The organism is Flavobacterium sp. (genome assembly GCF_041392085.1).
Taxonomy (GTDB): Bacteria; Bacteroidota; Bacteroidia; order Flavobacteriales; family Flavobacteriaceae; genus Flavobacterium.
The window spans coordinates 576964-594873 of the sequence record NZ_JAWKMW010000004.1 but is presented as its reverse complement, the minus strand read 5'-3'; the positions used below and the strand labels follow the sequence as shown (position 1 = coordinate 594873).

The 17910-nt window shown below is 33.7% G+C and carries 19 protein-coding genes and 2 tRNA genes; 10 read left to right on the top strand and 11 right to left on the bottom strand.

The annotated features are described in order from the left end of the window. The first annotated feature begins 32 nt into the window (after window positions 1-32). The 3 genes from R2782_RS02800 to rpsT all read left to right on the top strand — a co-directional run bounded on the left by R2782_RS02800 (window position 33) and on the right by rpsT (window position 617). Window positions 33-104, top strand: a tRNA-Glu gene (locus R2782_RS02800). A 36-nt stretch (window positions 105-140) separates the two neighbouring features. Beyond that, window positions 141-212 (top strand) — tRNA-Glu (locus R2782_RS02795). Window positions 213-365: 153 nt separating this feature from the next. Further along, the gene (gene rpsT, locus R2782_RS02790) at window positions 366-617 is read left to right on the top strand and encodes a 30S ribosomal protein S20 (protein WP_371266543.1); all 252 of its coding nucleotides are present in this window, start codon (window positions 366-368) and stop codon (window positions 615-617) included. A gap of 51 nt (window positions 618-668) precedes the next feature. Here rpsT and R2782_RS02785 read toward each other — a convergent pair whose 3' ends face one another. From R2782_RS02785 to thrC, 3 genes are all read right to left on the bottom strand, one after another. Next, the gene (locus tag R2782_RS02785) at window positions 669-1079 is read right to left on the bottom strand and encodes a response regulator (protein ID WP_371266542.1); all 411 of its coding nucleotides are present in this window, start codon (window positions 1077-1079) and stop codon (window positions 669-671) included. Then, on the bottom strand, window positions 1079-2797 hold the full coding sequence (locus R2782_RS02780; RefSeq protein ID WP_371266541.1) for a PAS domain S-box protein: 1719 nt from the start codon (window positions 2795-2797) through the stop codon (window positions 1079-1081). The genes R2782_RS02785 and R2782_RS02780 overlap by 1 nt, the downstream gene beginning before the upstream one ends. Window positions 2798-2885: 88 nt before the next feature. Continuing rightward, window positions 2886-4196 carry a threonine synthase gene (thrC, locus tag R2782_RS02775; protein WP_371266540.1) on the bottom strand — a complete coding sequence of 437 codons (1311 nt, stop codon included), beginning with the start codon at window positions 4194-4196 and terminating at the stop codon, window positions 2886-2888. Window positions 4197-4340: 144 nt separating this feature from the next. On the opposite strand from thrC, the gene R2782_RS02770 reads away from it, so the two are divergent. Continuing rightward, a complete protein-coding gene (locus tag R2782_RS02770) occupies window positions 4341-4571 on the top strand; it encodes a hypothetical protein (RefSeq protein ID WP_371266539.1) in 231 nt (76 codons plus the stop codon). A 2-nt stretch (window positions 4572-4573) separates the two neighbouring features. Here the strand turns inward: R2782_RS02770 and R2782_RS02765 are convergent, their stop codons facing one another. The 5 genes from R2782_RS02765 to R2782_RS02745 form a co-directional block, all read right to left on the bottom strand. Next, window positions 4574-5290: a DUF6048 family protein gene (locus R2782_RS02765; protein ID WP_371266538.1), complete on the bottom strand. Its 717-nt coding sequence runs from the start codon at window positions 5288-5290 to the stop codon at window positions 4574-4576. Then, a complete protein-coding gene (locus R2782_RS02760) occupies window positions 5265-5774 on the bottom strand; it encodes a DUF6452 family protein (protein WP_371266537.1) in 510 nt (169 codons plus the stop codon). The genes R2782_RS02765 and R2782_RS02760 overlap by 26 nt, the downstream gene beginning before the upstream one ends. Beyond that, complete coding sequence (rlmD, locus tag R2782_RS02755; RefSeq protein WP_371266536.1) at window positions 5771-7186, bottom strand: 23S rRNA (uracil(1939)-C(5))-methyltransferase RlmD; 1416 nt, start codon at window positions 7184-7186, stop codon at window positions 5771-5773. The genes R2782_RS02760 and rlmD overlap by 4 nt, the downstream gene beginning before the upstream one ends. A 112-nt stretch (window positions 7187-7298) precedes the next feature. Further along, a complete protein-coding gene (locus R2782_RS02750; protein WP_371266535.1) occupies window positions 7299-7709 on the bottom strand; it encodes a hypothetical protein in 411 nt (136 codons plus the stop codon). A gap of 200 nt (window positions 7710-7909) precedes the next feature. Next, window positions 7910-9343, bottom strand: a complete 1434-nt coding sequence (locus tag R2782_RS02745; RefSeq protein ID WP_371266534.1) for a DASS family sodium-coupled anion symporter — start codon at window positions 9341-9343, stop codon at window positions 7910-7912. Between the two features lie 182 nt (window positions 9344-9525). Here R2782_RS02745 and rocD point away from each other — a divergent pair, with 182 nt between their 5' ends. Further along, the gene (gene rocD, locus R2782_RS02740) at window positions 9526-10809 is read left to right on the top strand and encodes an ornithine--oxo-acid transaminase (protein ID WP_371266533.1); all 1284 of its coding nucleotides are present in this window, start codon (window positions 9526-9528) and stop codon (window positions 10807-10809) included. Window positions 10810-10856: 47 nt separating this feature from the next. On the opposite strand, the gene R2782_RS02735 is transcribed toward rocD, so the two are convergent. Together R2782_RS02735 and R2782_RS02730 are read right to left on the bottom strand one after the other, a co-directional pair. Further along, window positions 10857-11183 carry a CCC motif membrane protein gene (locus R2782_RS02735; RefSeq protein WP_371266532.1) on the bottom strand — a complete coding sequence of 109 codons (327 nt, stop codon included), beginning with the start codon at window positions 11181-11183 and terminating at the stop codon, window positions 10857-10859. Window positions 11184-11209: 26 nt separating this feature from the next. Next, a complete protein-coding gene (locus R2782_RS02730; protein ID WP_371266591.1) occupies window positions 11210-11476 on the bottom strand; it encodes a DUF2752 domain-containing protein in 267 nt (88 codons plus the stop codon). A 118-nt stretch (window positions 11477-11594) separates the two neighbouring features. On the opposite strand from R2782_RS02730, the gene R2782_RS02725 reads away from it, so the two are divergent. Both R2782_RS02725 and R2782_RS02720 read left to right on the top strand, forming a co-directional pair. Further along, on the top strand, window positions 11595-11777 hold the full coding sequence (locus tag R2782_RS02725; protein ID WP_371266531.1) for a hypothetical protein: 183 nt from the start codon (window positions 11595-11597) through the stop codon (window positions 11775-11777). Further along, window positions 11764-12324 carry a Smr/MutS family protein gene (locus R2782_RS02720; RefSeq protein WP_371266530.1) on the top strand — a complete coding sequence of 187 codons (561 nt, stop codon included), beginning with the start codon at window positions 11764-11766 and terminating at the stop codon, window positions 12322-12324. The genes R2782_RS02725 and R2782_RS02720 overlap by 14 nt, the downstream gene beginning before the upstream one ends. A gap of 3 nt (window positions 12325-12327) precedes the next feature. Here the strand turns inward: R2782_RS02720 and R2782_RS02715 are convergent, their stop codons facing one another. Beyond that, the gene (locus R2782_RS02715) at window positions 12328-13374 is read right to left on the bottom strand and encodes a hypothetical protein (protein ID WP_371266529.1); all 1047 of its coding nucleotides are present in this window, start codon (window positions 13372-13374) and stop codon (window positions 12328-12330) included. Window positions 13375-13494: 120 nt separating this feature from the next. On the opposite strand from R2782_RS02715, the gene R2782_RS02710 reads away from it, so the two are divergent. The 3 genes from R2782_RS02710 (at window position 13495) to R2782_RS02700 (ending at window position 17891) form a co-directional block, all read left to right on the top strand. After that, the gene (locus tag R2782_RS02710) at window positions 13495-15591 is read left to right on the top strand and encodes a glycoside hydrolase family 97 protein (protein WP_371266528.1); all 2097 of its coding nucleotides are present in this window, start codon (window positions 13495-13497) and stop codon (window positions 15589-15591) included. Window positions 15592-15709: 118 nt separating this feature from the next. Continuing rightward, entirely contained in the window at window positions 15710-16834 is a 1125-nt protein-coding gene (locus R2782_RS02705) for a cysteine desulfurase family protein (RefSeq protein WP_371266527.1), read from the top strand. A 37-nt stretch (window positions 16835-16871) separates the two neighbouring features. Further along, window positions 16872-17891 carry a quinone-dependent dihydroorotate dehydrogenase gene (locus R2782_RS02700; RefSeq protein WP_371266526.1) on the top strand — a complete coding sequence of 340 codons (1020 nt, stop codon included), beginning with the start codon at window positions 16872-16874 and terminating at the stop codon, window positions 17889-17891. Window positions 17892-17910 lie beyond the last annotated feature (19 nt).

Here is a 17910-nt window from a genome sequence, read left to right as displayed (position 1 = left end):
TAGTTGTATTTTTGCACTCGCAATTGATAAATGGCCCGTTCGTCTATCGGTTAGGACGCCAGGTTTTCATCCTGGTAAGAAGGGTTCGATTCCCTTACGGGCTACAAAACATGTTCTGAATTGAAACTGAAAAGTTTATTGGTCCGTTCGTCTAGGGGTTAGGACGCCAGGTTTTCATCCTGGTAACAGGGGTTCGATTCCCCTACGGACTACAAAATTAGTTGTAAATTAGTTTTATAAAATAAAAATCAGTGTCTCGGTTTTTATTTTATTAGTTAAAACCAAAGTGTTCGCCTTGGCAAATGTGGGAGGTTTTTCTTTTTGAACTAGTATTTTTATAAATTACATCTAAAATTAAAAGAAAAATGGCAAATCATAAGTCAGCTTTAAAAAGAATCAGAAGCAACGAAAAGAAAAGAGTATTAAACAGATATCAGCACAAAACAACCCGTAATGCAATTAAAGCATTACGATTAACAACTGACAAATCTGATGCATCCGCAAAACTTTCGGCAGTTATCTCTATGATTGATAAATTGGCAAAGAAAAATATCATTCATGATAACAAAGCGTCAAACTTAAAATCAAAATTAACGAAGCACGTTGCCAAGTTATAATTACTAAGTTATATAATAAAAAAAGCTTTCCGAGAGGAAAGCTTTTTGTTTTTATGAGTAAATTGGTTTTAAGTTTTCAAGCATTTCAACCGTTATGGGTTTAGATAAAAAATGGGATACCACGTCATATTGTTTCGCTTTGTTGTAATCGGAAGGATCGATTGTAGAAGACAAGATGATTACTTTTGTTTGTGCGAATTCGTTGGAAAAATGCTCCTTAAAAGATTCAAGGAATTCCCAACCATTCATTATTGGCATGTTTAAGTCTAAAAAAATAAGTTGCGGTAATTGATACTCTTCTGCACTATTTTTTTTACTGACTAATGACTGAAAAAAGTCAAAAGCTTCCTGACCATTATTTGCAAATAATACATCCTTGCTAAATTCAGCTTTTAAGATTACTTTTTTACAAAGCATTAATGTAATGGGGTCGTCGTCTACGCACAAGATTGTTTTCAACATTATTCTTTTTTAAATGTTAGTGTAAATTGAGTTCCTTTACCGACTTGACTTTCTACTTCAATTGATCCGCCCATGGCTTCAATCTGTGATTTTACAAGATATAATCCTAACCCTTTACTGTCAGGGTAATTGTGAAAGCGTTGGTATAATCCGAAAATTTTATCTTTGTTTTTATCTAAATCAATACCAATTCCATTGTCTTTGATAATCAAATTTACAAAATTTTCTTTTTCTACTGCCTTAATCATAATTTTAGGTGCTTTGTCTTGTGATCGGTATTTTAAAGCATTCGACATTAAATTTAGTATGATACTTTCCATATACGCTTTGTTAATATGTATTGATAGCGTATCTTCTATATCGAACTTAATGGTTGGTTTGTACAAGTTAATTTGGTTGTTCAACTGAAAAAAAACGTTTTCAAAAATTTCTTTAATGGAAATGTCTTCTTTTAAAATGGATGGATTATCTTTAATAATTACTACCTTAACTAAATCTTCAATTGTTTCATTTAAAAGATGAGTAGATCGTTTAAATCCATTCAGAATTTCTTGAAGCTCATCGTTTTCAATTGGAACATCTTCTAACAAGTTTAACAGACCCGTTAAGTTAGATAAAGGTGCTCTGAAATTGTGTGAGGTGATGTACGAAAATTGTTTTAAATCTTTATTGTTTTGTGTCAATTCGCGAATAAGTTGTTCTCTTTCTCGTTCCTGATTTTTTTCTTTTGTTACATCACGTTGAATTGAAATCCAATGCGAATGCTCGCCTTCCTTGTTTGTAACCGGAATCATGGAAAAATTAACCCAATATTCTTCACCGTTTTTTTTGTAACTTACTGTTTCAACAAAGCATTCTTTGTAGTTTTGAATTGCTGTTGAAAGTTTTTCTAATTCATTTCTGTCCGATTTTTCTCCAACAAACATAATTGGCGATTTCCCAACAACTTCTTTAGGTTTGTAGCCGGTCATTTTAGTGAAAGCTTGATTGACGAAAATAATGTTTGGAATAGGATTTTTTGAAGTATCAGTATCCGTAATTAAAACGGCATCTTTGGTTTGTGTAATTACCGTTTCAAGTAATTTTAATCGCTGTTCTTCTTCTTTTTGTTTGGTCACATCTTGAATAGCTCCAATCATTCGAACCGCTTTACCTTCCTCATCTTTTACTAAAAATCCTCTGTCAAAAACATATTTATAACTTCCGTCGGCACATTTAAATCGGTACTCATCTTGCCATCGTTCAGTTTTTTGTTCTAGAATAGAATATAATTTAACGGACATTTTTAAACTATCTTCGGGATGAATCCGGTCAAACCACCAACTCGATGTGGTGCCAACATCTTCTTTTTTATAACCGAATATGCCTTGAATTCCTTTATTCCACACAAACTCATCTTCTTGAATTTTCCAATCCCAAATGGTATCACTCGTTGCTTTTGCTACAATATCATAACGCTCATTAGATTCTTTAATCTCCGTATTAATCGTTTGAAGTTGTTCTAATATAGAACTGCTTCTTTTGTCATTTCGTTCGATAATGAATCGCAAAAATAATCCAGCAGCGATAATGAAACTAACATCTTTGATAAAATGAAACGTAATAAGACTTTGAAAATCATCTTGAAAACGACCTCTTAATATCAAATGCATGATAATAGCTAAAAAGAGCGAAACAATGATAAAAACAAAAGCAATTATATTTGATTTACTTTTCATTACCCAAATATAAAAAATTTAATTTCTTTTTTAATTTAGTGATTGGGTTGAATTTGAGCAGTTGAATTTGAATCATAAAATGTGGTATTTAGTTGTTTTTGGAATTTGATTTGGTTAAAAATTCTTTTAATTCATTATAGGATTTAATTTTTATTTTCTTTATTTCTTTGTTGAGTACACCTTCAATTTGTTTTGGAATAGGGAGTTTTATTTTCAACTCAGATTCAACAATGGTAGCAAATTTTATTGGATGTGCGGTTTCTAAAAAAACACCTATATGGTCTGCATAATTGTCAAGTTCTTTTTTTAGCCCCATATAGCCAACGGCACCGTGAGGTTCTAATACATAGTTGGTTTTAAGGTGAACAGTTTGCATACACGCTATTGTTTCATCATCTGAAAAACAATAGGAAGAAAAATCCTTCTGGAAATTATTTAAGTCATAGTCATATAATTCCTGAATTCGAATAAAATTACTTGGATTTCCAACATCCATTGCATTTGATAGCGTGGGTTTTGAAGGTTTAGGTAAATATGAACCGGTAGCCATAAAACGTGGTACAGTATCATTTTGGTTGGTAGAGGCTACAAAATGTTCGATTGGTAAGCCAAGTTTTTTTGCTAAAATTCCGGCACAAATATTTCCAAAGTTTCCACTGGGTACGGAAACAATTATCGGTTGATTAAACTTTTTTAAGGATTTGTAAGCAAAGAAAAAGTAAAACATTTGAGGTAACCACCTGGCTATATTGATAGAATTGGCAGAAGTTAAATTTTTATCTTTTAAATCAGAATCTAGAAAAGCATTTTTAACCATATCCTGACAATCATCAAAAACGCCATCAACTTCTAAAGCGGTAATATTTTGCCCTAATGTGGTGAGTTGCCTTTCCTGAATATCGCTCACTTTGCCACTAGGATATAAGATTACAACATCAATATTGTGTACACCTAAAAAACCACTTGCCACAGCACCACCGGTATCACCGGAAGTGGCCACCAAAATGGTATTTGTTTGAGTCGGATTTTTTTGATTGAAATAAGCTAAACATCGTGCCATAAATCGAGCACCTACATCTTTAAAAGCCATTGTTGGTCCATGAAATAATTCCAACGAGAAAACAGAATCTTCCATTTGAATTAAAGGAAAATCAAATTGTAAAGTTTCCGTAAGAATTTGTCTTAAATCATTTTCCGGAATTTCTGTTCCTACAAATTGTTTTATTGCTTCCAAGGCAATTTCAACATTACTTAACGTTTCGATTTTTTCAAAAAAGGAGGGGAGAAGAGGACTGACTTTTTCCGGAAAATATAAGCCTTTATCCGGTGCAAGTCCTAAAATGACCGCTTCTTCAAAAGAAACAGATGGAGCAATTTGATTTAAGCTTTTGTAGAGCATCTAAAAAAAAACAGTTTTTTATGGTATAAAATCAATATAACAATAACGTAAAAGTAAAATAAAACTTTTAATCTTCACAAAAAGTTATAAAATTTACGGAATGTAGAAAACTAAAAATTTTGTTAGCTTTGTAAATAAAAAAAGATGAGACTTAAATCTAAAGCGTTCTTGTATCAATTGATTTCTTTTGTAGTTTTTTTTATTCCAATTAGATTTTTAATTGATTACTATACTTCGTTGGATAGTTTTTGGCCTTCTTTTTTTGCTTTTTTAGCCACATTGGTTTTGGCTCCTAAATTTCAGGCCATACAGACAAAAGAAGGTGAAAAACTTTTTATGAAATGGATTTTTATTAAAGGAATTCGATCTATTTAGTTTTACTTTTTTTGTATTTTCTTTTTATAAATCGGAATAAAATAAGAAAGTGTATAATTAAAGCCAACTCCAAATTTCCCTTCGTATTTTTTATTAAATCCGGGAATATACAAATTTTCAAATTCTGAAGATTCCTTGTTTCCAATCAGATAATTTATTCTACAACTGAAACCGGCATAAAAATTTGAAAATAATTCTGCTTTTACTCCGGCAACAAATTCTCCCCATTGAGCTGAACGGCCTTCAAATTTTCTTCCGGAGATAACTGTGGGTGATTCTCCAAAGTAAGGGTTTGGATTATATACACGATAACTGTTTAATTCTTGACTGAAAGTACTGGCTCCAAAACGTAAACCTATATAAATAAGGTTTTCCATATCTAACCAATTTTCGTAGGCGTTATAATCAAATCCAACTTTAAAATAAGTGCCTGATGTTGTAAAGTTTACACGGTCTTCGTCTATTGTTCTTTTTTCATTTCCGATTTCCCCAGCCAAATAGTATTTTTTTGTCAAGCGATAATCACCCACTATTTCCAAACCTCTATAATCATCTTCATAAAAACTTCGTGCTAATTTAAAGGCATCAATACCTACCCGCAGACCATATCGTTCTGTTTTTATTGGAACAATAATACTGTCGTTCTTCCTATTCTGTGCCCAAAGGTTTTGCCAGAACACAAACAATAAAAAACTAAAAATACATTTTGATATGGACATCTTCTTCAGTTTCAACGTTACTCTTTATTATTTCTATGTTTTTTATCCAAAATACATCATCACCTTCAGGGTTTGTTTGTTCAACCCCATTAGCTAAGTTTAACGTAAAATGACTTTTAAATCCACAGGCTCTGGATACATAAATATCAGCTACGCTATAATTAAATCGAAGCAAATCGGTGTTATTCACTTCTGTACTCGAGGTAGAATTAATATTTAGGCTATAATTGGTGAAATTTTCATTGGTTTTGAGGGGTAATTCAATAGTATCAACCTGATTAAAATCTAGAGCGGTGTTGGCTCCCTCTCCTTGAACTTTTAAATTTGCTACTAATTTTCTGAGTGTAGTGTTATCATTACTATAAAACTCAATAATTAATCGAGGTGTAGTAGGTGTTCCTTCAACGCAAATATCATCTTTTTCACAACCTGAAAAAAAATAAGTTGTAACCAAAAGCAAGAGAATTAGTAAACTGTTTTTCATTGTTTTTTTTCTAAAAGTACAACATTTTCTACATGATGCGTTTGCGGGAACATATCAACGGGACGAACACGCTTTACTTTATATAGCGAATCCATCAAGGCTAAATCACGTGCTTGCGTAGCCGAATTACAACTCACATAAACCACTTTGTCCGGTGCAATTTTCATAATTTGTTCTACCACAGCAGCATGCATCCCGTCTCTTGGTGGGTCGGTAATAATAACATCCGGTTTACCGTGCGTTGCAATAAATGTAGCATTAAACACATCTTTCATATCGCCAACAAAGAACTCACAGTTAGTGATGTTGTTCCGTTTAGCATTTTGTTTTGCATCGGCTATGGCTTCCGGTACAGCTTCTACTCCAATTACTTTTTTAGCATTTTTTGAAACAAATTGTGCAATGGTCCCGGTACCAGTATATAAATCATATACTAACTCATTTCCGGTTAATCCGGCAAATTCCCGGGTTATTTTATATAGTTCGTATGCTTGTTCCGAATTGGTTTGATAGAATGATTTGGCATTAATTGAAAATTGTAAACCTTCCATTTCTTCTAAAATATATTCTCTGCCTTTGAATAATTTGATGTCTTGATCGTATAAAGTATCGTTTGCCTTTCCATTAATTACATAAAGTAGCGAAGTGATTTCAGGAAATTTTTCCGAAAGAAAATCTAAAACCAATTCACGTTGTTTTTTATCTTCTTTAAAAAATTGGATAAGCACCATGATTTCCCCAAGGGAAGTTGTTCTAATCATCAATGTTCGCAGTAACCCAGTATGATTTCTTGCATTAAAAAAAGGAATATCATTTTGCGTTGCAAATACTTTGATACTGTTTCGAATGGCGTTAGACGGATCTTGTTGCAAGTGACACTTTTGAATGTCTAAAATTTTATCCCACATCTTTGGAATATGAAAACCTAAGGCATTTCTATTTTGGATTTCATCGTTATTTTGAATTTCATTTTCTGTCAACCATCGACTGTCGGAAAAAGAAAACTCCATTTTGTTACGATAAAAAAACTGTTTTTTTGAGCCTAAAATTTCTTCAAATTCAGGAAGTTCAATTTTTCCTATTCGCTTTAAAAGATTATAAACCTCATTGTTTTTATAGACTAATTGTTGGCTGTATTTCATATTTTGCCACTTACAGCCTCCACAAACACCAAAATGTTCACATTCGGGAGTAACACGATGTTCAGACAATTTATGGAAGTGTATAGCTTTACCTTCAAAATAAGCTTTTCTTTTTTTGAAAGTTTGTATATCCACCACATCGCCCGGTACAACATTGGGGATAAATATTACCCTGCCGTCTTCGGCTTTGGCCACAGAGACACCTTTTGCACCGGCATCTAAAACAAGAACTTCTTTAAAAATAATTTTGTCTGTATTCTTTCTTCCCATGGAGCAAAAATAAGTTATTCAATAGTAAAATTTCAGTATGTTGTGAAATTTTTAAAACAAAAAAAACGTCTTTCTATGAAAGACGTTTTTTAATTGATTCGAATTGTATTTTTTAATAGATTATATCGAAAGAACCTTCTGTGATTGACATTGTATCACCACCTTCACTACTTAAAGTACATGAGAAAGTACCTTTGTATCTTCCTAGAGAATTTTCTGTAACATTAGAATTTTCCGAATCATTTTCATAATAAACGCCATCGTTCGTGTAATACATACCCCAAATAATATCTGCTCCGGTAACACCAAATTCAGATTTGAGAATCAAAATTTTTGTAGCATCACTACTCATTGTAGCGGTAACTTCAACGTCTGAGTATCCCTCCTCTGGATAATCAACTTTATCTACACTGATAATGTTAAATTTTTGTTCAACACCGTCAAATTTAGCACGAATAAAATTTACATCAGATTTACTGTCATCGGATGAACAAGAGATTAATCCAACAAGGACAAAACTCAAAACAACTAGAAACTTTGCTTTCATAAAAAAATAAAAAAAGTTAAAAAGCAAATATACTATAATACTAGTAAGTATTTTGCTTTTGTTAAGTTAAAGTTAAGAATTTTTCCTGAAAATAGGAAACTTTTTTTGATGAACTAGATAAAGTTTGTCATTTAAATACTCTTTTATAAAATGAAAAAGACAATCAAAAGTAGTTGTTATTTAAAAAAAGCATACAATAACGTAAATGAAATAATTAGAATTGGTCCTACTAATCCAACAAAAAATCCACCAATTCTAAATTCAGATTGTTTAATCAACCCTGTGCTGTAAGCGATAGCATTAGGTGGCGTAGAAACAGGCAACAATAAGGCACAAGAAGCACTTAATCCAATTACAAAGGGTAGAATAATTGGGTCTATTCCTTCTGTTATACTCAACATTGATATTCCAACCGGAATTAAAATGGTTGTTGCCGCCGTATTGCTCATAAAATTAGATAATGTAACCGTAGTGATTGAAAATATTAAGAGTAAAAGGTAAAAGTTAATTTGTATAGAACTGATTGTAGATATAAAATAATCCGCTAAACCCTGCTCTTGAATAGCAATTCCTAATGCCAAACCACCTGCAACCAACATCAAAGTATCCCAAGGTAGCGAACGTACATCATCAGCATCTATTATACCTAACATGGTTAGTGCTACTATTGGAAGACCGGAAACGGCAGCCACCGGAATTTTAGTCCATTGAGAAGTCAACCACAAAGACAAAGTGGTAGCCATTACGATTAAAACGATTCTCTTGCGAATTTTATCTTCTTCCGCATATTCTTCTTCCAAAGGAATATCGTTTTGTAGAAAATCAAGCGAAAGGGTCTCTTTTTTAATAGCATACTTTATTACTAAGACTTTCCAAAACATAAGGGTAAGTAAAAAGGCAACCGGAACTCCAACAATCATCCACTCAATAAAGGTTATTTTTACACCTATACCTTCTAATGCACCCACCGCAATTGCGTTTGGGGCAGATCCAATAATAGTTCCCATACCACCAATAGAAGCAGCAGCCGGAATTCCTAACAAAAGTACTTTTGAAATTTTAGAATCTCTACCTAATTGTGTGAATAAAGGCGTAACAGTGGCAATCATCATGGCAGTAGTTGCCGTATTACTCATCAGCATAGATATGGTTGCAGTAGTCATCATTAAACCTAAAGTAATGTATTGAGCTTGTGAACCAAATTTGGGAGCCGCAAGCTTGAGGAGAAGAAAATCCAATTTCGTTTTTTTCATTCCTTCAGCTAAAAAGAATCCACCTAAGAACAACCAAATTACACCATCTGACCACGTTTCTACATATCGCTTGGCATCCATCGAGTTTTCCTGGCCAACAATAAAAACCATAAAGCCTACAATTAAAATGCCTACGGCAAAAGGAGGAATTGCCTCTGTAACCCATAAACCGATTGAGAAAAACAGTAAAAACATGACATAGTTTTGAGTATCTGTAAAGTTTGGGTCACGCAAAAGGAGCACCAGTAGCATAGAAGTTACAGCAGAAAGCAAAAATAAAATAGTTCTGCTTTGACGTGCCACTTTTAACTGAATTTTGGTCAGTTGTTTGATAGAATAATTTCTTGAATCTGACATGATGAACAAATTTTTTAGTAAAAGTAGTAACATTATCGATGAACCAAACTGATGAATGTCATTTTATTTTAACTGTTCACGCAAACGTTTTCAGAGAATATTGCTTATTTTTGTTACTTTATTTGGATGATTTCTCTCCATCAAGAAGGAATTGATAGGTATCGCATTTAAAATTTATTACAATGTCAGTTTTAGAAAAAATCAATTCAGAAGAATTAATTGCTTTAGAAGATCAGCATGGGGCACATAATTATCATCCGCTTCCGGTTGTGTTAAGCAAAGGAGAAGGGGTTTATGTTTGGGATGTGGAAGGTAAAAAGTATTATGACTTTCTTTCGGCTTATTCAGCCGTCAATCAAGGTCATTGTCATCCAAAAATTGTAAATGCTTTGATGGAACAAGCTAAAACATTAACGCTAACTTCAAGAGCATTTTATAATGATAAGCTCGGTAAATATGAAAAATTTATCACCGATTTGTTCGGATTTGATAAAGTGTTACCTATGAATACCGGAGCTGAGGCAGTTGAAACGGCACTTAAAATTTGCCGAAAATGGGCTTACGAAAAAAAAGGTATCGATGAACATCAAGCAGTAATAGTGGTTTGTGAAAATAATTTTCACGGTAGAACTACTACAATCATTTCTTTTTCAAATGATGAAAATGCTCGTAAAAACTTTGGCCCATACACCGAAGGATTTATAAAAATTCCCTATGATGATATTCAATCACTTAAAAATGTTTTAGAGAATAATAAAAATATAGCCGGATTTTTAGTAGAACCCATTCAAGGGGAAGCCGGAGTTTATGTTCCGTCTGAAGACTTTATTTCAAATGCCAAAGCATTGTGTGCTAAGCACAACGTGTTATTCATTGCCGATGAAGTGCAAACCGGAATTGCAAGAACAGGCTCTTTGTTGTCGGTTTGTGGTGATTGTGGATGTGAAAGCAAATGTGAAAGAAATCCCGAAACCTATTCAAAACCTGATGTTTTGATTCTTGGGAAAGCCATTTCAGGAGGTGTTTATCCAGTTTCTGCTGTTTTGGCTGATAATGAGATTATGAACGTGATTAAACCCGGTCAGCACGGCTCAACTTTTGGTGGAAACCCGTTAGCTGCTGCAGTAGCAACAGCAGCGTTAGAAGTGATTCAAGAGGAACAATTAATTCAAAATGCTCGTAGATTAGGAAAACTTTTTAGAAGTGAATTAGGCAAATACATTCAAAACAGTAATATTGTTACTTTGGTAAGAGGAAAAGGTCTTTTGAATGCTATCGTGATTAATGATTCCGAAGAAAGCTCAACTGCTTGGGATATTTGTATGAAATTGGCAGAAAACGGTTTGTTAGCCAAGCCAACACACGGAAATATAATCCGTTTTGCACCACCATTAGTGATGACCGAAGAACAGCTGCTCGATTGCGTTTCGATAATCTGTAAAACGCTGAAAGAATTTGAGAGATAAAAAAAAGCCACTGAAAAGTGGCTTTTCTTTTGTATTTAAATCTTAATTTATTGATTTTGAAATTGATTCATCAATTCTTCATATTGCTCCATGCTTTCAGCAAATTTTCCTGTAGCTAATAAATAAATTAAGTAAAGCACAAAAATCGCACTAATCACTAAACTGATGATGTTAATGGTTTTCCAAGTTTTTAGCGAACCTAAATCATAAATATCAGGGTTTTCTGCATGCATTTTCTCATCTTTCTTGGCTAGATGCAATCCAATACCGGCTAAAATAAGTCCTAAAACACCATTTGTACAGCAACAACCAATAAATGATGTTATTCCTAAAATCATAATTGCCGTTTGGTTAGGTAATTTTTGTTTTTCCATAATGTTAAGTTTAATTTGATTGTTGATTAATAATATAAAAGTTTATAAAAATAAGAAAATACCATTATAAATGCTGTAATAACTCCTAAAAACACAATAAGTTTATGATAACTTCTCGATTTGTCTATCAAGCTTATTCCAATAAATAAAAAAAACAATATCATCGTATATATTGCCGGATACATATAAAAAGCAGCTTCAAATTCACCTTGCAATAACAACGCCAAGGAGCGTTGAATACCACAACCGAAGCAGTCTATACCAAACAATTTTTTCGATAAACAGGGAAGCATATATTCTTCCATAAAGCATTCTTCTTTTTACTTATACAATTTTACAAAAAAAAGAGATTATATTTTCATTGTTATGATTGTAATTTTAATCTTTACCTTTGAAAACTAAACTTTCTCTATGAAAAAGCTATTTTTTCCAATCGTTTTAATTGCCATTTTTTTTGCTTTTTACACTCCCAAGGAGAGTAATTATGCAATTTATATTAAAGTTGTCGCTATCATAATTATTATGATAGGTGTAATGAAAATTATGCAAAAAGTACCCAGTAGAAATCAAGATAATAAAGATGATGAAATTTAATATTGGAGATAAAGTAGCAGCGTTGGATGAAGATATTTCCGGAGTGATAGTTTCAATTAAAAATGAACAAATTGAAGTAGAAACTACAGATGGTTTCTTGATGACATATTTTGTCAACGAATTAATTAAAGAAAACAATTCCAATGAGTTAAAAGGATTTATTTCTAGAGAAAAAGTAAGTCATGCTATCAAAGAAAAAGTTGAGCCAATCAAGCGAAATTTTTCCAAAGAAAAGAAATCTAAGAAGGATGAATTTGTGTTAGAGGTCGATTTGCACATCGAAAAATTAGTGTCCTCCAAACGCGGAATGAACAACTATGATATTCTAAATCTTCAAATAGAAACAGCCAAAAGGCAACTCGAATTTGCTCAAAAAAACCGCATGCCAAAAGTCGTTTTTATACACGGTGTTGGCGAAGGCGTTTTAAAAGCCGAACTCGATTTTTTATTAGGCAGATACGATAACATCACATTTCAAGATGCCAATTACCAAAAATATGGCTTAGGGGCAACCGAAGTGTATTTTATCCAGAAAAAAATGATGTAGTTTTTACAAAAGAACAACAAACTCTCCAAATTCATAAATAGAACCTAAATTAAAAGAAACTTCTAATTCAGGCGAAGTGGAAACTTTTGTCATCGTTACATTTTTCAATGTAATTTTATGACGGTGACCAATAATTGGACTTTGGTCATCCGTTGGAATCTCGTATTCAATGGTTGTTGTTACTTCAATAATCCCACTTATATTAGTAATTCCGTTTGCTGCATTAAATTCTTCAATGGGAATAGGAAAAGTAGGTGTTTCGCTTGCACATAAAAACTCATTGCTGATTATACCGTTGTAATAAACAAGTCGTAGAAAATTTGATGAACCATTCATCAAGGCTGTTCGGGGTTGATTCTCGGGTGTAACTTCAGCAACAAATAAACTTGGATCAATCCGTAAAGTCATTGCTTGAGGAGGAACATTGGCAGGCGTAGAAGAACCAATTACCGGAATTTTAAACAAAAACGAATTATCACTACCACATTGAGCAATATTCACATCAAAATCTCCCTGTCGCAAAGAAGAAGTAACAAAATCACCAAATACTAATTCAGTAAACAATTGTTGGTTACCATTTCCGGTATCAAAATTCACATTACGTAAAACAATAGTATGGGTATAACCGGTAATTTCGGTAGCATTTGTGTTTTCATCAACCTGTTTGTTCACGGATGTACTAATTTCAATATTTCCCGAAAGGGCGTTCCATTCTTTTGTAACGGTTGGATTGGCCGGAGGAATAGTGGTACAAATCACATTGTTTGACAAACTGCCATTATACAATCGATAAATAACTTTGTTCGTACTATTGATACTTATAATTCTGGGCTCACCTAAAGGCGTAATTGTGTTTACAAAGCTTGCTTCAGGCAGTTGAAGAATCAACGTTTCATTGTCACTAATTTTATAGATAAAAAAACCGGATTCACCACTATTACATGAATTTGTTGTAGCGTTTGTAAAATCAAATGATTCAATGGTAAAGTCACCATCATCACAAGCGTTTAACAAAAGTAGTAGCCCAAAAAAAACAATTATTTTTCTCATACAAATTTCAAAATTATACACAAAAATAGGATTTTTAATTGCTCTAAAAAGCATTTGGTTTTAATTAGGATGATTTTAACCATATTTCTTATCTTTGGTAACTTCTTTTAAACTACACAAATGAAAAAATCAGTTTGCTTTTTATCACTTTTTTTTACACTATTTATGTTTGCTCAACAATTAAAATCACCTGATAATAATCTTGAGCTAAATGTTACTCTGACAGCCAATGGAAAGGTACAGTACAATGTAAAATATAAGTCAAAGGCAGTTATCCATAACAGTAATTTAGGTTTGATTTTAAAAAATTTAGAACCTTTAAATGAAAATTTTGAATTAATGAATCACAAAACAATGACTTTTTCTGAAAAATGGTCTCCTGTTTTGGGTGAAGAAAAAGAGGTTCTTAACCAATACAATCAATTAAAAGTTGAGCTACTCCAAAAAACAACCGGTCGAAAAATAAATCTAGTTTTTCGTTTATTTAATGAAGGATTAGCTTTTCGGTATGAAATTCCTACGCAAGAAAAATTGAATTATTTTATCATTTCGGATGAAGAAACACAGTTTGCTTTAACCGGAGACCACAAAGCATTTTGGATTCCGGGGGATTATGACAGCCAAGAATACAGTTATAATGAAACGAAATTATCACAAATTGATGTGTATAAATTGGATATGAACAACGGAATTGGAATGAAAGGACCTATGACTAAAAGCAGAATTCAATCTCCGGTTATGATGAAATCTACTGATGACCTATACCTGAACATTTTTGAAGCGGCTGTTGTTAATTATCCGATTATGCATTTGGATGTAGATTTAAAATCATTTGTAATGCAATCGCATTTGGTACCCAACGCCATTGGTGACAAAGCTTATTTACAAGCTCCAGCCAATTCCCCTTGGCGAACCATTATGATGAGTGATGATGCGAGAACAATCTTATCCTCAAAAATGGTTTTAAATTTGAATGAGCCATCAAAAATTGAGGATACTTCTTGGATAAAACCGATGAAATACGTTGGCATTTGGTGGGAAATGCACGTTGGAAAAGCCACTTGGGATTATGCCGGTTCACAAAATGCTCAAATGGCTCAGGATGCCGAATTAAAACCAACCGGAAAACACGGAGCAACCACTGAAAACACTAAAAAATACATCGATTTTGCTGCAAAACATGGTTTTGACGGTGTTTTAGTAGAAGGTTGGAATGTAGGCTGGGAAGATTGGTTTGGTAACTGGAAAGAAAATGTATTTGACTTTGTTACGCCATACCCCGATTTTGATGTGGAGGAAGTACAAAAATATGCTGAATCAAAAGGTGTAAAAATGATTATGCACCACGAAACCTCTGGTTCCGTTTCCAATTACGAAAGAAGATTAGACCGAGCTTTTTCCTTTATGAAAAAGCACAATTATGATGCTGTGAAAAGCGGTTATGTTGGAAAAATTATTCCTCGAGGCGAGTGGCATGATGGACAAGCCATGGTGAACCATTTTAATTATGTGGTGGAAAGAGCAGCAGAATATAAAATCATGGTCAATTCACACGAATCTTCTAGACCAACCGGTTATCACAGAACATATCCAAATTATATCGCAGCAGAAGCTGCTCGTGGTAACGAATTCAATGCGTGGAGTGTTGGTAATCCTCCTGCTCATGAAACGATTTTACCGTTTACACGTTTTCTTGGTGGTCCGATGGATTATACGCCTGGAATTTTTGAAATCAAAATGAGTCATTACGATGCAACGAAAAAGGAACAAGTGCATACCACCTTGGCCAAACAGTTGGCTTTGTATGTAACAATTTACAGTCCGCTACAAATGGCGGCCGATTTACCGGAAAATTACGAACGTTATCCGGATGCTTTTCAGTTTATAAAAGAGGTGGAAGTAGATTGGGATAAAACCGAAATTCTGGAAGCTGAGCCCGGAGATTATGTCACCATTGCCCGAAAAACTAAAGGAAAAGAATCATGGTTTTTAGGAGCCATTACTGATGAAAATCCGAGAAGTACTGAAGTTGCACTAAACTTTTTAACGCCCGGAAAAAAATACAAAGCCACCATTTACCAAGACGGTAAAGACGCTCATTGGGAAAAAAATCCAAAAGCCTATTCCGTCAAAACTATCGTGGTAACTGCTAAAACAAAATTAAAATTGAATTTAGCCGCCGGTGGTGGAACAGCGATTAGTTTTTTCCCACTTTAAAAATGGTGATAGGTAGATTGGTAAAAGATAATTTAATTTCTTTTTGTCATTCCGCAAGATGACGAAGTCGAAATAGGAATCTCCCGCCAAGGCAGGTCAAAAAGCAACGAATTAAATAATGAACAAAATATACCTCGATAACGCCTCCACAACCTCAATCCGTCCCGAAGTAGTTCAGGAAATGGCCCATGTGATGCAAACCGAATTCGGAAATCCGTCTTCCACACACAGTTTTGGGCGAGGAGCAAAAGTGATCTTGGAATCGGCCAGAAAAAGTATAGCGAAACAATTAAATTGTGCTGCACAAGAAATTATTTTCACCTCTTCCGGAACCGAAGCCAATAACTGGATTCTGAGAAATGCCGTCACTAAAATGGGTGTAAAACGAATTATTTCAACCAAAATTGAACATCATGCTGTTTTATATCCTATTTTGGAATTACAAAAAGAATTTGGTGTAAAGGTTGAATTCTTAACGATCTTACCTAACGGACATATCGATTATTTGCAATTAGCAACATTGTTGGAAGATCCAAAACCTACTTTAGTAAGTTTAATGCATGTGAACAATGAAACCGGAGTAGTGCTCGATTTGAATCGGGTAGGAGCATTGTGCAAATCTGTTAATGCCTATTTTCACTCTGATACTGTTCAATCCATCGGTAAAACTGAAATTGATTTACAAGAGATTCAAGTTGATTTTTTAGTGGCCAGTGCTCATAAATTTCACGGACCTAAAGGAGTTGGATTTGCTTACGTAAAGAAAAATACAATTATTTTACCCATGATTTTTGGTGGCGAACAAGAAAAAGGCCTTCGTGCCGGAACAGAAGCTGTTCATCAAATAGCCGGGATGGCGAAAGCTTTAGAAATGGCGTATCAAAATTTGGATGCGGAAAGGAATGTTGTTTTTGAATTGAAAAAATATACTATTGAGAAATTAGTAAATCAATTTCCTTCAATAAAATTCAATGGCGGATTGGAAACGTTTTATTCAATTTTGAACATTCAATTGCCATTCGCACCTGAAAAAACAGCGATGATTTTATTTGAATTGGATATGAAAGGTATTGCGGCTTCACGAGGAAGTGCTTGTCAGTCGGGAAGTATCAAACCCTCGCATGTGTTGGCGGAAATTTTATCAGAAGAAGAGCTCAAAAAACCAAGTCTTCGCATTTCTTTCAATCATCAAAATACGAAAGAAGAAATCGATTATTTTGTTTCGTGTTTGGCAGCGATGTAAGTTAGAATGATTATTTTTGCTCAACAACGCAACACACATGTATAAACTACTTATTCGACCCATTTTATTTTGTTTCGATCCGGAACAAGTGCATCATTTTACGTTTTCACTGATTCGTTTTTTGAATAGAATTCCCGGATTTGGAAAGCTTTTTCAATCGATTTATGAAGTGAAAAACTCAAAATTAGAGCGAGAAGTATTTGGTTTGAAATTTAAAAATCCGGTTGGTTTAGCAGCCGGTTTTGATAAAGATGCCAAATTATACCAGGAATTATCCAATTTTGGATTCGGTTTTATTGAAATTGGAACTTTAACACCAAAGCCACAAGATGGAAATCCCAAAAAACGTTTGTTTCGATTAAAAGAAGATGCCGCCATCATAAACCGAATGGGTTTCAACAACGGTGGTGTTTTGGAAGCGGTGGAACGATTGAAAAAAAATGATGGTGTTTTAATCGGTGGAAATATTGGGAAGAATAAAAACACGCCCAACGAAGCAGCTACTGCTGACTACGAAATCTGTTTTGAAACCTTATTTCCGCATGTGGATTATTTTGTGGTGAATGTGAGTTCGCCCAACACACCCAATTTGCGAGCATTGCAAGACAAAGAACCGTTGACACATTTATTACAAACACTTCAAAATCTGAATTTACAAAAACCAAAACAAAAACCAATCTTACTCAAGATTGCCCCGGATTTAACCAACGAACAATTATTGGACATTATTGACATTGTCAATGAAACCAAAATAGCCGGAGTAATTGCTACGAATACGACACTTTCACGCGAAGGCTTACAATCTGAAAATAAAACAGAAATGGGCGGACTTAGTGGAAAGCCATTGACAAAACGTTCCACTGAAGTGATTCGTTTTTTGAGTGAAAAAAGTAACAAATCTTTCCCAATTATTGGTGTTGGCGGAATTCACTCAGCCGATGATGCGATTGAAAAATTGAATGCCGGAGCTAGTTTGGTGCAACTTTACACAGGCTTTATTTATGAAGGACCGAAGTTGATTAAGGAGATTAATAAACGGATTTTAAGTAATAATTAAAGTTGTCTGTTTTCAGTTG

Excerpts from the sequence above, each read along its gene's own strand:
- R2782_RS02730 (WP_371266591.1), bottom strand. The coding sequence starts at position 11,476 with ATGCTTCCCTGTTTATCGAAAAAATTGTTTGGTATAGACTGCTTCGGT.
- R2782_RS02745 (WP_371266534.1), bottom strand. The coding sequence starts at position 9,343 with ATGTCAGATTCAAGAAATTATTCTATCAAACAACTGACCAAAATTCAG.
- R2782_RS02760 (WP_371266537.1), bottom strand. The coding sequence starts at position 5,774 with ATGAAAAACAGTTTACTAATTCTCTTGCTTTTGGTTACAACTTATTTT.
- thrC (WP_371266540.1), bottom strand. The coding sequence starts at position 4,196 with ATGCTCTACAAAAGCTTAAATCAAATTGCTCCATCTGTTTCTTTTGAA.
- R2782_RS02785 (WP_371266542.1), bottom strand. The coding sequence starts at position 1,079 with ATGTTGAAAACAATCTTGTGCGTAGACGACGACCCCATTACATTAATG.
- R2782_RS02770 (WP_371266539.1), top strand. The coding sequence starts at position 4,341 with ATGAGACTTAAATCTAAAGCGTTCTTGTATCAATTGATTTCTTTTGTA.
- rlmD (WP_371266536.1), bottom strand. The coding sequence starts at position 7,186 with ATGGGAAGAAAGAATACAGACAAAATTATTTTTAAAGAAGTTCTTGTT.
- R2782_RS02710 (WP_371266528.1), top strand. The coding sequence starts at position 13,495 with ATGAAAAAATCAGTTTGCTTTTTATCACTTTTTTTTACACTATTTATG.
- rocD (WP_371266533.1), top strand. The coding sequence starts at position 9,526 with ATGTCAGTTTTAGAAAAAATCAATTCAGAAGAATTAATTGCTTTAGAA.
- R2782_RS02725 (WP_371266531.1), top strand. The coding sequence starts at position 11,595 with ATGAAAAAGCTATTTTTTCCAATCGTTTTAATTGCCATTTTTTTTGCT.
- R2782_RS02705 (WP_371266527.1), top strand. The coding sequence starts at position 15,710 with ATGAACAAAATATACCTCGATAACGCCTCCACAACCTCAATCCGTCCC.
- rpsT (WP_371266543.1), top strand. The coding sequence starts at position 366 with ATGGCAAATCATAAGTCAGCTTTAAAAAGAATCAGAAGCAACGAAAAG.
- R2782_RS02735 (WP_371266532.1), bottom strand. The coding sequence starts at position 11,183 with ATGGAAAAACAAAAATTACCTAACCAAACGGCAATTATGATTTTAGGA.
- R2782_RS02715 (WP_371266529.1), bottom strand. The coding sequence starts at position 13,374 with ATGAGAAAAATAATTGTTTTTTTTGGGCTACTACTTTTGTTAAACGCT.
- R2782_RS02780 (WP_371266541.1), bottom strand. The coding sequence starts at position 2,797 with ATGAAAAGTAAATCAAATATAATTGCTTTTGTTTTTATCATTGTTTCG.
- R2782_RS02720 (WP_371266530.1), top strand. The coding sequence starts at position 11,764 with ATGATGAAATTTAATATTGGAGATAAAGTAGCAGCGTTGGATGAAGAT.
- R2782_RS02765 (WP_371266538.1), bottom strand. The coding sequence starts at position 5,290 with ATGTCCATATCAAAATGTATTTTTAGTTTTTTATTGTTTGTGTTCTGG.
- R2782_RS02700 (WP_371266526.1), top strand. The coding sequence starts at position 16,872 with ATGTATAAACTACTTATTCGACCCATTTTATTTTGTTTCGATCCGGAA.